Genomic DNA, 12,807 nt, shown 5'->3' with positions numbered 1-12,807 from the left:
ATGGCTATTCATCCAGGTGCGGGCAAACCAGCTCCACAATCGGTATTAATAAATGTACCTAAATTAGTATCTGCGTATTATTTAAATGAGCCAGACCTTGAGCAGAATCCAGAGCATTGTGTTGCATTTGGTACATCAGGGCATCGTGGTTGCTCCTACGATGTTAAATTTAACGAGTCGCACATACTCTCTATTACTCAAGCTATTTGTGACTACAGAAAACAAAACGATATTTTTGGCCCGTTATTTTTAGGAAAAGACACCCACGCTTTAAGTGAAGCGGCCTTTAATTCGGCAATAGAAGTATTAGTAGCCAACGAAGTGCAAGTGATCACCCAAGACGATGGTGACTTTACTCCAACACCGGTAATTAGCCACGCTATTGTAAGTTACAACAAGCTGCACCCAAATGAATTAGCCGACGGCATTGTAGTTACGCCTTCGCATAACCCACCAGAGGATGGCGGGTTTAAATACAACCCACCCGATGGCGGGCCTGCCGATACCGACGTGACTAAATGGATAGAAGACAGAGCTAATCAGTTATTACTAGAGGACTTAGTTGAAGTGGAATTATTTCCGTTTGCTAAAGCCTCGCGCTCAGGGTTTATTAAATACCAAGACTTAATGACCCCGTATATTAATGATCTAGAAAATATTGTTAATTTAAAAGCGATTAGCGAAGCGGGTATTAAAATTGGCGTTGATCCGCTGGGCGGCTCAGGCATTAATTTTTGGCCGGTTATCGCTAAAAAATATAATTTAGACATTAGCGTTGTAAATGATGTTGTTGATCCTCGTTTTGCATTTATGCCACTTGATAAAGATGGCAAAATTCGTATGGATTGCTCGTCACCTTATTCAATGGCCAACCTTATTGCGCTTAAAGATGATTTTGATATTGCCATTGGTAACGATCCAGATTACGACCGCCATGGCATAGTAACGCCAGATGGTTTAATGAACCCTAATCACTTTTTAGCGGTTGCGATTGATTATTTGCTTAAAAATCGAGACTGGAACGCAAATGTGCAAATTGGCAAAACGTTAGTTTCCAGCTCCATGATCGACAAAGTTACTGAGCGTAATGGCCGTAAAGTAAAAGAAGTACCGGTTGGCTTTAAATGGTTTGTTGAAGGGTTAAATAAAGGCAAGTTAGCCTTTGGCGGCGAAGAAAGTGCTGGCGCCGCATTTTTACGTTTTGATGGCAGTGTTTGGTGTACCGACAAAGATGGCTTTATTATGGGCTTATTAGCGGCCGAAATACTTGCTGTTACCGGTAAAACACCGTCTGCTCTTTATAAAGAGTTAGAGCAAGAATTTGGCTCGCCGCTTTATAAACGTATAGACGCACCGGCTACAAGCACGCAAAAATCGCGTTTAAAAGCCCTCAGTGCCGACGACGTTAAAGCCGATACACTCGCAGGTGAACCTATTTTACAAAAGCTAACCCATGCGCCAGGTAATAATGCGCCAATTGGTGGTTTAAAAGTAGTTACCGAAAGTGGTTGGTTTGCAGCGCGTCCATCGGGTACTGAAGATATATACAAAATTTACCTTGAGTCGTTTAAAGGTGAAGCGCATTTAGCACTACTTGAAAAAGAAGCTAAAAAGCTAGTAGACTCAGTTATTAGCTAATATCGCTTATATTACTTAAAAACGGCTGATTTAATCAGCCGTTTTTGTTTTTAATTGCATAATAATAATTTCAATTTTACAAAGGGCTTTTATCCATATGTCAGCCACTACTCCAGATTACATCGAAGAATTAAAACAAACTGGCGACTTTTTAACGCTAAGCCGCAATAACGAATGGCACTTAGCCGCAGGGGAGTTCACCCTCAATAATGGCACCGTAGTTACTATTCATGATACCGGTGTTATAGAGTTTCAACCGGCCACTGTTTCAAGCAAAGACGTAGTGTACTCAAGTGCAGTGCACGGAAACGAAACCGCACCAATCGAAATATGCGACGAATTAATTAAACAAATAATCGCCGGTGAGCTGCTCTTAAAGCAGCGCGCTTTATTTATTTTTGGTAATCCGCAATCAATTAATATTGGTTTGCGTTTTGTAGAAGAAAACCTTAACAGGTTGTTTAATGGCCACCATAGCGTAGACGGCGTACCAATGAATAACGAACGTACCCGTGCAGCCAAATTAGAGCAGTACGTAAGTGACTTTTTTAGCCGAGGCGAGCAAGGTAGCAGCCGCTGCCATTACGATTTACATACTGCAATTCGTGGCTCTAAAAACGAAAAGTTTGCAGTGTACCCTTATTTACATGGTAAACCGTGGAAAAAGTCGCAATTACAGTTTTTATTAAGTTGTGGGGTAAATACCGTATTAATGATGAAATCCCCAGCAACCACCTTTAGTTATTATTCATCATTTGTGCATGGTGCCGATTCGTTTACGGTCGAGCTTGGCCAAGTTAAGCCCTTTGGTGAGAATGACATGAGCCGCTTTGCAAAAACAAAACAAACACTCACTGCATTAATTAGCCAAGATAAGGTTGAATATCCAGAATTTAATGCAGATGAATTCGAGTTGTTTACTGTGCACCGCACCATAAATAGAACGCAGAATGAATTTAGTTTTCCATTTTCAGATCAGGCCGAAAACTTCACAGGTTTTGCCAAGGGTGAGTTGTTAGCTACTGATGGCGATACACCTTACTACGCCGACGTGCAAGGAGAGGCGATTATTTTCCCCAATGCAAACGTAGCTATCGGGCAGCGAGCGCTGTTAACCGTTGTGCCAATGGCGATAGACAGTAATTTTATTTAAAATAGCTGATCAGACCACTTGTTGTAATAAGTTAACTATATGATTAATAAATAGTAAAATATCTGTATAGTTAACTTGCCATTTTTATACTCACTATTTAGTTTTGTTTCGTCACAGATTTGTTGAATAACACTTTACGTTAACGTAAAGTGTCGGCAGCTTTAATTAAAGACAGTGCAGATGTTGCAAAGTTTATTCGCAGCAATCAACCCACAATAATAATTTAATGGGCACTGTTTTATCGACAACAAAAGAAGGTAGGTTATGAGTAATCCAAATAACGTATCGCTGAATATTAACCATAAGCTTGAGTTTATCGATGGCAATGCGTTAACTATTCCAACCCTTAGTATTTTAACTGAGGACGGCGAGATTCATCCAGGTGCAACCGCACCCGACATTTCAAAACATACCGCAATTAAATTATACGAAACCATGCGCTTTATACGTTTGTTAGATGAGCGCATGCAAGGTGCACAGCGTCAAGGCCGCATTAGCTTTTATATGCAATGTTTAGGTGAAGAAGCTGCAGTAACAGCCTCTGCAGCTGCGCTTGATCAAAATGATATGATTATGGCTCAGTACCGTGAACAAGCGGCGCTTCACTATCGTGGTTTTACGCTTGATCAGTTTATGAACCAAATGTTTTCTAATGAACTGGATTTAGGCAAAGGCCGCCAAATGCCGATTCATTATGGTTCTAAAGCATTAAACTATATGACCATATCATCGCCATTAGGAACACAAATTCCACAAGCGACTGGCTACGCTTATGGTCAAAAAATTAAACATATAGATGCTAAAACAGGTGAGCTTGCCAGCACTATAGATAACATCACTATTTGTTATTTTGGTGAAGGCGCAGCGTCTGAAGGGGACTTTCATGCCGGTGTAAATATGGCTGCAGTGCATCAAGCGCCGGTAATATTTTTTGCCCGTAATAATGGTTATGCTATTTCGACCCCTGCAGATGAGCAGTTTAAAGGTGACGGCATTGCTTCTCGTGGCGTTGGTTACGGTATTAAAACAATTCGTGTTGATGGCACAGATGCCCTTGCAGTGTATGCGGCAACTAAAAAAGCCCGTGAAATTGCAGTGAGCACAGGCGAGCCAATTTTAATTGAATCAATTGCTTATCGCTTAGGTGCGCATTCGACCTCAGACGATCCAAGTGGTTATCGCTCTAAAGATGAAGAAGCTAATCATCAAGTATGCCCAATCGACAAGTTTAGAAAATGGCTAATTAAGCAAGACTGGCTAAACGTAGCCGACGATGTAAAAGCTAAAGAATCAATTCGTGAAGAAATTTTAGCTGCGCTAAAACGTGCCGAAGTAGTGGCAAAGCCAGCTTTAGAAGAATTAATATCAGATGTTTACGATACCCCAATTCCATCATTGCAACGCCAATATGAGCAACTAAAAGCGCATATAAAACTGCATCCAGATGCCTACCCAGTTACAGCAGGGAGAATTAAGTAATGGCTAAAATGAACATGCTACACGCAATTAACTCTGCACTTGACATTACTATGGCAGAGCATCCACAAGCTTGTATTTTTGGCGAAGATGTGGGTTACTTTGGTGGTGTATTTAGAGCAACCTCAGGCTTACAAGAAAAGTACGGTAAACACCGTGTATTTAATACTCCGCTTACAGAGCAAGGTATTTTAGGTTTTGCGAATGGTTTAGCGGCTTTTGGCGCTCCAGCGCTGGCAGAAATACAGTTTGCAGATTATATATTTCCAGCCTTTGACCAAATAGTTAATGAATCAGCTAAATTTCGCTACCGCAGTGGTAATGAGTTTAATGTGGGTAATTTAACTATTCGTACACCTTACGGCGGCGGAATTGCAGGGGGCTTGTATCATTCACAATCACCCGAGGCTTACTTTGCACATACACCAGGCTTAAAAGTTATTGTGCCACGTAACCCGTACCAAGCAAAAGGCTTATTACGCGCGGCAATCAAAGATGACAACCCGGTATTGTTTTTTGAACCAAAACGCTTATACCGCGCATCAATCGGCGAAGTGCCAGAAGAAGATTACACCATTGAGCTTGGAAAAGCCGAGGTAGTACAGCAAGGTACAGACGTGACCTTACTTGCGTGGGGCGCGCAAATGGAAATAATAGAAGACGCCGCCAAACAAGCAAGTGAACAAGGCATTAGCTGTGAAGTAATTGATTTACGCAGTATTTTACCATGGGATGTAGAGGCAATTGCACAGTCGGTGACTAAAACTGGACGCTTGATTGTTAGCCACGAAGCGCCAATTACTAATGGCTTTGGTGCAGAAATAGCGGCAACCATTGGTCAAGAATGTTTCCTACATTTAGAATCGCCAATTATGCGCGTGTGTGGCTTAGATACGCCGTATCCGTTAGCGCTTGAAAAAGAATATGTACCGGATGCATTAAAAGTATTGGCCGCAATTAAACAATCAATGGATTTTTAGGGGATACCATGGCTAAAGATTTTATATTACCCGATATTGGTGAAGGCATAGTTGAATGCGAAGTTGTTGAATGGCTTGTGGCAGAAGGTGACACTGTGGCTGAAGATCAGCCTATTTGTGATGTAATGACAGACAAGGCATTAGTGCAAATACCCGCTGTACATGATGGGGTAATTACCAAGCTTTATTATCAAAAAGGTGAAATTGCCAAGGTTCATGGGCCATTATTTGCTATGAATGTAAGTGGTGAAGCAGTTAGCGAAGAAGCTGATGCAGCACCTGAAAAAGCAGCTCAAACGGTTGTCAGTAATAATAGCAGCGAGCACTTAGAAGATTTTATTTTGCCAGATATAGGCGAAGGTATTGTTGAGTGTGAAATTGTTGACTGGTTAGTTGCCGAAGGTGAAGAAATAGTTGAGGATCAAGCGGTTTGTGATGTAATGACAGACAAAGCCTTGGTACAAATACCGGCAAAATATACTGGTGTTGTAAATAAGCTGTATTATCAAAAAGGTGAAATAGCCAAAGTGCACAGCCCGTTATTTCAAATGACGGTAGCAGGGCGTACAGCTAAAGCCGATGCAGATATAAATCAAGCAGTGGTAAAAGCACAAACTAATGCAGCAGATAAACCAGCGGCTATTAAAGCTGAGCAAACAACTAAAATTGTGAATAAAAAAGCAGTTGCATCGCCAGCGGTTCGTCGTAAAGCACGCGAGCTTGATGTTGATTTAACCTGTGTACCGGGCAGTGGTAAAAATGGCCGTATTTATAAACAAGACATAGAAGAGTTTGTAAAAGGCGAAGTTCCTAACACTATCGATACCTCACCATTGCACAGTGGCAATGAGCAAAGAACATCAGCTACACACTCAGGTGGTACACGTGTAGAGCCAATTAAAGGCATAAAAGCGGCAATGGCTAAACAAATGGTGGCGTCGGTTTCGACCATTCCACACTTTACCTTTAGTGATGAAGTAGACTTAACTAAGCTAATTGCGCTTCGCTCTAGTTTAAAAGAGCAGTATAAAGCGCAAGGTATTAAACTAACCATGATGCCGTTTTTTGTTAAAGCATTATCGCTTGCAATGAAAGAGTACCCAGTACTTAACTCTAAAGTAAATGATGAGTGCAGCGAGCTTACCTATTATAACGATCATAATATTGGAATTGCAGTTGACTCAAAAATAGGTTTATTAGTGCCTAATATTAAATCGTGTCAGAGCAAAAGTATTGTAGAAGTTGCAAACGATTTAACCCGTTTAACCGACTCAGCGCGAGAAGGTCGTGTTGCGCCAGATGATTTGAAAGGCGGTACTATTAGTATTTCAAATATTGGTGCAATTGGCGGCACTATTGCGACGCCTATTATTAATAAACCAGAGGTGGCTATTGTTGCTTTGGGCAAATTACAGCACTTACCGCGTTTTGATGAAAACGGCCAAGTGGTAAGCAAAGCTATAATGCAGGTGAGCTGGTCTGGCGATCATCGCGTGATTGATGGTGGCACTATTGCCCGTTTTAATAACCTTTGGAAATCGTACTTAGAAAATCCATCGGTAATGATGATGGCGATGAGCTAAACATACGCGCTTATTGTTATTAAAAAAACCAGCTTCGGCTGGTTTTTTGTTTACTGTATTTAAAAGTATTATTTACTCACCAAAAATATAAACCATAACCCACGGCTAAAGCCGGTATTGCAGTATAAAAAGTTGCTATGAGCGCGGCTTTTGGTGCCATTGCTATGGCAGGAAATAGCGCATCGCCATCGTTAGAAATAGCATTTGCAGTTAAAGCACTAAATGGAATAATACCTTGAATGTACAAAGTGGTAACAATTATTTGTGGCCCGCAACCGGGTAAAAAACCGATTAATACCGCTATAAGTGGTGCTAAATACGCATAGTGTAAAAACCATGCTTTTAAATCAAGTCCTGCCACATTTACTAATATTTCAAATAACATAAATGACGCAACGACCCACGCAGTTACAAAGTGAGTGTCTTGTAATACCTTGGTAATATTAGAGGGAGGATTACGCTTATATGCATCGTCTTCTGCGGTGACTTCTTTATAGCTCTCTCCTTTAGACGAATACGCCCAAATACTGACAATAAACAGTGCCATTGCAGCGCCAAAAAAGCTAATAATGTTAGGTATATTAGTATCCCACTTGTTAAAATCAACATTAAACGCAATTAACAAAGCAATAATTAAGCTTGGAACAATAGCAACCATCCATACCGGCTTAGATATTTTAATAATAGCTGTTGGTAGCTGTATAACCTGTTGTTTATGCTGTTGTGGGAGTGGTCGCAAAAAGTCTTTTTTATGAATAGCATTTACTATCAACCCGCTTAAAGTTCCTACAACCAAGCCAATACCCATAATAATTACTCCTTCGGTAGGGCGAGTAGCAAGTAGTAAAAATGCCGCATCACCCATTGTTGCAGCTAAAACCGCGACAATAGCGCCAAAACTGGCTTGGCCTTTTGTAAATTGGGTAACAACAATAATTGCACCACCACAGCCTGGTAATGCACCTAGTATAGATGCAAAAGCAACTTCTAAAATAGGCGACTTAGCGCTTAAATAACTAAGCTCTAATTGTGGTAAACGTGCTATGGCATAGTAGTAAATTAGTAAGGTAGCTGCTACAAAAACACTGACCTGAAAAAATGCGTCACTGAGTGCAGTAATAGTAATAGCGCGTAAATTAGGTAGGGCTAAACACACTAATATAAAGAGTGGTAATAATAAGCGTTTGTTTTGACCCATAAAGCGTTTTGAATTGGCTGTTATAAATCCACTATGTGAGAGTAATTGCATAAAGTGTGGCCTAGTAAGTAACTAAGCTACACTTTACATTGCACTCAAATGATAATCAATATCATTTGAGTGCAATTGTATCGATTACTCTATTTGAGTTTTTCGATTAGATAAGATTAAATTACTTACGTTGGAACTCAGAGTTAGTGTTCCACGTTGGCCATTGCTCTTGCTCAGAAATATTAAAACCTACTTTATAAAATAATTGTAGGTCTTGCACCGCGCCCGATAAATCCCATTCATCACGGTAGCGATCGCATGGTTGATGATAACAACCACGCAGTACTAAGCTCATACGCTTACGGTAGTTTGCAGTTTCTTCGTCAAAGGCTTGCGTGCCACCACCTGCGTACATGGCTGGAATGCCCATGTTTGCAAAAGCAAAGTGATCAGAGCGATAGTAACCACCCGAAGAAGGATTAGGATCGCCAGATATTGTTCTGCCTTGCTCAAGCGCAACCGTTGTTAATAAATCATCCATTTGTGATTTACCAATACCTACCACGCTAATATCTTTCACTTTGCCTAATAAATTTAAGCTGTCCATATTAATGTTAGCAACGGTTTTATTGGCAGCAATAACAGGGTTAGCTGCATAATATTTTGACCCTAATAAGCCTTGCTCTTCAGCGGTTACCGCTAAAAAGGTCATTGAACGGCTAGGGTGCTTAGGTAATTTAGTAAAGGCTTCAGCCACTTCAATTAAACCAGCCGTACCGGTAGCATTATCGTGCGCGCCATTAAAAATTTGATCCCCTTTGCGGTTTTTATCAGTGCCTAAGTGATCCCAATGTGCAGAATAAATAATATGTTCATCTGGTTTTTCACTGCCCGGTAAAGTGGCAATAAAGTTATACGAGATAGACTTTTTAATGGTGTTTTTTATCTTTATAGAGGCAGTCAAATCGCCCATATCAACGTGGTAAGCGCCTTTTGCAGCATTGGCTTTTAGTGTATCAAAATCAAGCCCTGCTTTATTAAACAGCTCTTTGGCTACGTCTGTTGTTACCCAGCCTTCAACCGCTACACGGTCCATATTGTTGTTTTCTTTTTGAAAACCAAACTGCTCACCACTCCACGAGTTTTCTACTACAGACCAAGGGTATGAAGCCGGTGCTGTTTCGTGAATAATAATTGCGCCCGCTGCACCTTGGCGACTCGCTTCTTCGTATTTATAAGTCCAACGGCCATAATAGGTCATGGCATCGCCAGTGAATAAATCAGGGTTTTTAGTTGCAAAGCCCGGATCGTTTACCAGCATTACTACCGTTTTGCCTTTAACATCTAAGCCTTCGTAATCGTTCCAGTTATACTCTGGTGCATTAACGCCGTAACCAACAAATACTAGCTCAGAGTTTTCAATTGCTTGATTTTCGCTAATGCGACTACTGCCCATTACCATGTCTGTTTTGTATTGGTAGTTTTTACCACCAATTTTTAATACCATGTCTGAGTCTGCTTCAAGCGAAACTAGTGGAACTTCTTGTAAAAAGCTATTGCCATTACCGGGCTTTAAACCCAAGGCTTTAAATTGCGCTGTTAGGTAATCAAGCGTTAGCTTTTCGCCTGGCGATGAAGGGGCACGGCCACCAAATTCATCCGATGCTAACACTTTTACATGCTTAGCAATTTCATCAGCTTGAATACTGTTGTAGCCCTTAGTTACATCATCGGAGGTAATACTTGTTGTAGCGCAGCCCGCTAATACGGCAGCAGTGATAAGGGTAAGAGAGAAATAACGTTTCATATTGGCTCTATTTTTGTTTTAAGATAACCCAGTATATGAAGTTCTATTAATTAGAACCAGTTTTTGCGGTAAACTGTTACAAAATTTAAGGTATAAACTAGTAAGTACAAATAATAATGAAGCGTTTTACTCCCCCAGAAGAATTTCAGCCAAGCTGCTTACAAAGCGGCGCTTTTGAGCATTTGCGCACGTTGTTTAATATACATGAGCAAAAAAATTGGCCTCTGCCTAGCTGGTTTAGCCCACACTTAAACGCAATTAATGCCAATAACTTGGCTATTAGCTTTGTCGATGATGCAAAAATAGATTTTGCTGAGCGTTATTACGAGCAAGTTATTTTTGAAACAGGGCAGGTGCCTACGCGTACTGAAAATTGGCACGACTTATTTGGTGGCTTTATTTGGTGTTTATTTCCTAAAACCAAAGCGCTCATTAATCAACGCCACGTAGCAGATATTGCAGTACATGGCACAAAGCAGCGTACCAAACATCGCAATGCCCTAACCTTATTTGACGAATGCGGTGTTGTACTGGCTATTAGCAATACCCAATGGCAACAGTGGTTGCGCGATCATCAATGGAAAACAGCGTTTGTTGAGCATAGAGCGCAGTGGGGAAAAACCATCAAACCATTTATGTTTGGCCATGCAAATTACGAAATGCTAACTAAACCCTATATTGGTTTAACGGGTAAAGCGTTGTTTGTAACTGTACCCGATGAAATATTTTGTAAAGATTTAGTTACCCAATACCAGTACCTAGATCAAAGACTTTATGAGATGATAAAAACCGATCAGTGTTTAGCCGACAATAAACTCCTTTCACCTTTACCACTACTAGGTGTTCCGGGGTGGCATGAGGACAACACCGACGACACATTTTATAATAATACGGATTACTTTAGAGAAAAACGAAGGATACGAACATGATAGAAGTTATTGGCCTTAAAAAGAAATTTAAGCTAACTAAAGATCATAAAAAAAACAAAGTAGACGAAATAGACCCGCGCGAAGATAAAGATTATTTTCATTCAGTTAGAGATGTTAGCTTTCGTTGTGCAAAAGGCGAAGTACTTGGACTGCTAGGACCAAATGGCGCAGGTAAAACCACCACGTTAAGAATGATCTCGACTGCCTTAAAACCCGATGCAGGCAGTATTACCATTGCCGGTAACGACATAATAAAAAAGCCATTGCTGGGGCGTAAATCAATTGGGTTTTTATCGGGTTCAACCGGCTTATACGGGCGTTTAACTGTAAAAGAAAACATCGAATATTTTGCAAAACTCCATGGCATGAGCAAAAAAGATATTGCAACACGCTGCGAAGAGCTATTTACCTTGCTCGATATGCATAAATTTATAGATAAGCGTGCAGAAAACCTCTCAACCGGAATGAAACAAAAAGCCAATATTGCCCGCGCAGTAGTGCATTATCCTGCTGTAGTGGTTTTAGATGAGCCAACGACCGGGTTAGATATTATGACCACACAAACGGTAATTAACTTTATAAAAGGTTTAAAAGCGCAAGGCACACCGGTTGTTTTTTCAACGCACCACCTAGATGAAGTTGCTTTACTGTGCGACCGCGTAGCAGTGATTAACGAAGGCGTAAGCTGTTTTGATGGCACTGTAGAAGAGTTTAAACAAACAGGTAACAGTGAAGAACTTAACCAAGCGTTTATGAACATATTAACGGAGAAACGTGATGTTTGAAGTATTTAAAAAGGAATTAAGAGAGTTACTACGCGATAAAAAAACGCTCATATTTGTAGTGGCTGTGCCAGTTGCAGTGTTCCCACTTATTTTTGCCGTTGTTGCCTTTATTAGCGCACAAGCAGCTATGGATGCAGAGCAAAAAGTAAATACCTACGCTATTGTAAACGGCGACTATGCGCCAGAGTTTACCGACAAAGTGTTTTACCATAAAAGTTTTGAGCAGTATAAAGGCACTAAAACCTTTAATAGTGTTGCACAGCTTAAAGCCGCAGTGATTGCTGGCGATATTGATATGGGCATTTATTTACCAAGCAATGCACAGCAAACGTTAAATAATGCACAGCAAAGCAAATGGCAGGTAGTGTTTAACGACGCTAAGTCTATTAACTTTTTGTTTCAGCGGGTGAAAGAGCTAGCGCAAGAATACAGCGATGCGTTACAAGTACAAAAGCTGCTTAGTTTTGGCATTGACGAAGCAACGCAAAAAGCAATACTTGAACCAATTGAAGTTGTAAAAGTAGATACCGCCGATAAACGTGAAAACTTAGGTGAAAAAATAGGTGGGTTTTTACCGTATTTATTAGTGCCTTTAGTATTAATGGGAGCAACTTATCCTGCCATTGACTTAGGGGCAGGCGAAAAAGAACGTGGCACCCTAGAGACATTGTTGTTAACACCTATCACCCGTACGCAACTTGTTTTAGGTAAATTTATTACCCTTTTAACTACTTCGATTGCCTCTACAACCATTACTGTGCTGAGTATGGGAGTGTGGATAGCCTTGGCGATTACTTTTGCGGATCTTGAATTTATTAAAGTTGCATTTAGTAGCTTAGCCGTTTCTGATTTATTAATGATTTTTGTATTACTGTTACCACTGGCGGCTATATTTTCTGCGCTAGCGTTAGCTATTTCAATTTACGCACGTACCTTTAAAGAAGCGCAAAACTACATGACACCGTTATCTCTGGGCGTTATTTTTCCGGTAATAATTGCCTTAATGCCAAATGTGGAACTCACTGTTAAAACAGCGTTTATTCCTGTCACTAATGTAGCGTTAGCAATAAAAGAAATAGTTAAAGGCACAGTAGATTACACGCTAATAGGGCTAATATTTTTAGCTACAGCTATTATTGCCGGTATTTTATTAGCTTTTTGCGTTAAATGGTTTAACCGCGAAGATGTGTTATTTAGATAGTTAATAGACAAAGCTTTAAGTTTTGAAGGCAGCACTCGCTGCCTTTTTCATTTATAAACAAATATA

At 40.4% G+C, this 12,807-nt stretch carries 10 protein-coding genes; 8 read left to right on the top strand and 2 right to left on the bottom strand.

The window, feature by feature from the left end:
* From pgm to I6E78_RS13505, 5 genes are all read left to right on the top strand, one after another.
* Positions 1-1,638: a phosphoglucomutase (alpha-D-glucose-1,6-bisphosphate-dependent) gene (pgm, locus tag I6E78_RS13525; RefSeq protein ID WP_011328312.1), complete on the top strand. Its 1,638-nt coding sequence runs from the start codon at positions 1-3 to the stop codon at positions 1,636-1,638.
* A 97-nt stretch (positions 1,639-1,735) separates the two neighbouring features.
* A complete protein-coding gene (gene astE, locus I6E78_RS13520; protein ID WP_011328311.1) occupies positions 1,736-2,791 on the top strand; it encodes a succinylglutamate desuccinylase in 1,056 nt (351 codons plus the stop codon).
* Between the two features lie 264 nt (positions 2,792-3,055).
* Positions 3,056-4,270: a thiamine pyrophosphate-dependent dehydrogenase E1 component subunit alpha gene (locus I6E78_RS13515; RefSeq protein ID WP_197182701.1), complete on the top strand. Its 1,215-nt coding sequence runs from the start codon at positions 3,056-3,058 to the stop codon at positions 4,268-4,270.
* A complete protein-coding gene (locus I6E78_RS13510) occupies positions 4,270-5,247 on the top strand; it encodes an alpha-ketoacid dehydrogenase subunit beta (RefSeq protein ID WP_011328309.1) in 978 nt (325 codons plus the stop codon). Before I6E78_RS13515 ends, I6E78_RS13510 begins: the two co-directional genes overlap by 1 nt.
* Before the next feature lie 8 nt (positions 5,248-5,255).
* The gene (locus tag I6E78_RS13505; RefSeq protein WP_011328308.1) at positions 5,256-6,830 is read left to right on the top strand and encodes a dihydrolipoyllysine-residue acetyltransferase; all 1,575 of its coding nucleotides are present in this window, start codon (positions 5,256-5,258) and stop codon (positions 6,828-6,830) included.
* A 76-nt stretch (positions 6,831-6,906) separates the two neighbouring features.
* On the opposite strand, the gene I6E78_RS13500 is transcribed toward I6E78_RS13505, so the two are convergent.
* Entirely contained in the window at positions 6,907-8,079 is a 1,173-nt protein-coding gene (locus tag I6E78_RS13500; RefSeq protein ID WP_197182700.1) for a putative manganese transporter, read from the bottom strand.
* Between the two features lie 121 nt (positions 8,080-8,200).
* Complete coding sequence (locus tag I6E78_RS13495) at positions 8,201-9,826, bottom strand: M28 family metallopeptidase (RefSeq protein WP_197182699.1); 1,626 nt, start codon at positions 9,824-9,826, stop codon at positions 8,201-8,203.
* Between the two features lie 116 nt (positions 9,827-9,942).
* Between I6E78_RS13495 and I6E78_RS13490 the strand changes: the two genes are divergently transcribed.
* From I6E78_RS13490 to I6E78_RS13480, 3 genes are read left to right on the top strand one after another with little or no spacing between them, the layout of a single operon-like run.
* The gene (locus I6E78_RS13490; RefSeq protein ID WP_011328305.1) at positions 9,943-10,755 is read left to right on the top strand and encodes a DUF3025 domain-containing protein; all 813 of its coding nucleotides are present in this window, start codon (positions 9,943-9,945) and stop codon (positions 10,753-10,755) included.
* Positions 10,752-11,540: an ABC transporter ATP-binding protein gene (locus I6E78_RS13485; protein ID WP_011328304.1), complete on the top strand. Its 789-nt coding sequence runs from the start codon at positions 10,752-10,754 to the stop codon at positions 11,538-11,540. The genes I6E78_RS13490 and I6E78_RS13485 overlap by 4 nt, the downstream gene beginning before the upstream one ends.
* The gene (locus I6E78_RS13480) at positions 11,533-12,741 is read left to right on the top strand and encodes an ABC transporter permease (protein WP_011328303.1); all 1,209 of its coding nucleotides are present in this window, start codon (positions 11,533-11,535) and stop codon (positions 12,739-12,741) included. Before I6E78_RS13485 ends, I6E78_RS13480 begins: the two co-directional genes overlap by 8 nt.
* The last annotated feature ends 66 nt before the right edge of the window (positions 12,742-12,807 follow it).

Origin of the sequence: Pseudoalteromonas sp. NZS127 (assembly GCF_015864805.1) — a bacterium.
GTDB lineage: Bacteria > Pseudomonadota > Gammaproteobacteria > Enterobacterales > Alteromonadaceae > Pseudoalteromonas > Pseudoalteromonas nigrifaciens.
Note: the sequence above shows the minus strand (reverse complement) of the source record. Positions and strands in the feature narration are given on the sequence as shown.

Coding starts and splice junctions, on each gene's coding strand:
- pgm (WP_011328312.1), top strand. CDS start 1: ATGGCTATTCATCCAGGTGCGGGCAAACCAGCTCCACAATCGGTATTA.
- astE (WP_011328311.1), top strand. CDS start 1,736: ATGTCAGCCACTACTCCAGATTACATCGAAGAATTAAAACAAACTGGC.
- I6E78_RS13515 (WP_197182701.1), top strand. CDS start 3,056: ATGAGTAATCCAAATAACGTATCGCTGAATATTAACCATAAGCTTGAG.
- I6E78_RS13510 (WP_011328309.1), top strand. CDS start 4,270: ATGGCTAAAATGAACATGCTACACGCAATTAACTCTGCACTTGACATT.
- I6E78_RS13505 (WP_011328308.1), top strand. CDS start 5,256: ATGGCTAAAGATTTTATATTACCCGATATTGGTGAAGGCATAGTTGAA.
- I6E78_RS13500 (WP_197182700.1), bottom strand. CDS start 8,079: ATGCAATTACTCTCACATAGTGGATTTATAACAGCCAATTCAAAACGC.
- I6E78_RS13495 (WP_197182699.1), bottom strand. CDS start 9,826: ATGAAACGTTATTTCTCTCTTACCCTTATCACTGCTGCCGTATTAGCG.
- I6E78_RS13490 (WP_011328305.1), top strand. CDS start 9,943: ATGAAGCGTTTTACTCCCCCAGAAGAATTTCAGCCAAGCTGCTTACAA.
- I6E78_RS13485 (WP_011328304.1), top strand. CDS start 10,752: ATGATAGAAGTTATTGGCCTTAAAAAGAAATTTAAGCTAACTAAAGAT.
- I6E78_RS13480 (WP_011328303.1), top strand. CDS start 11,533: ATGTTTGAAGTATTTAAAAAGGAATTAAGAGAGTTACTACGCGATAAA.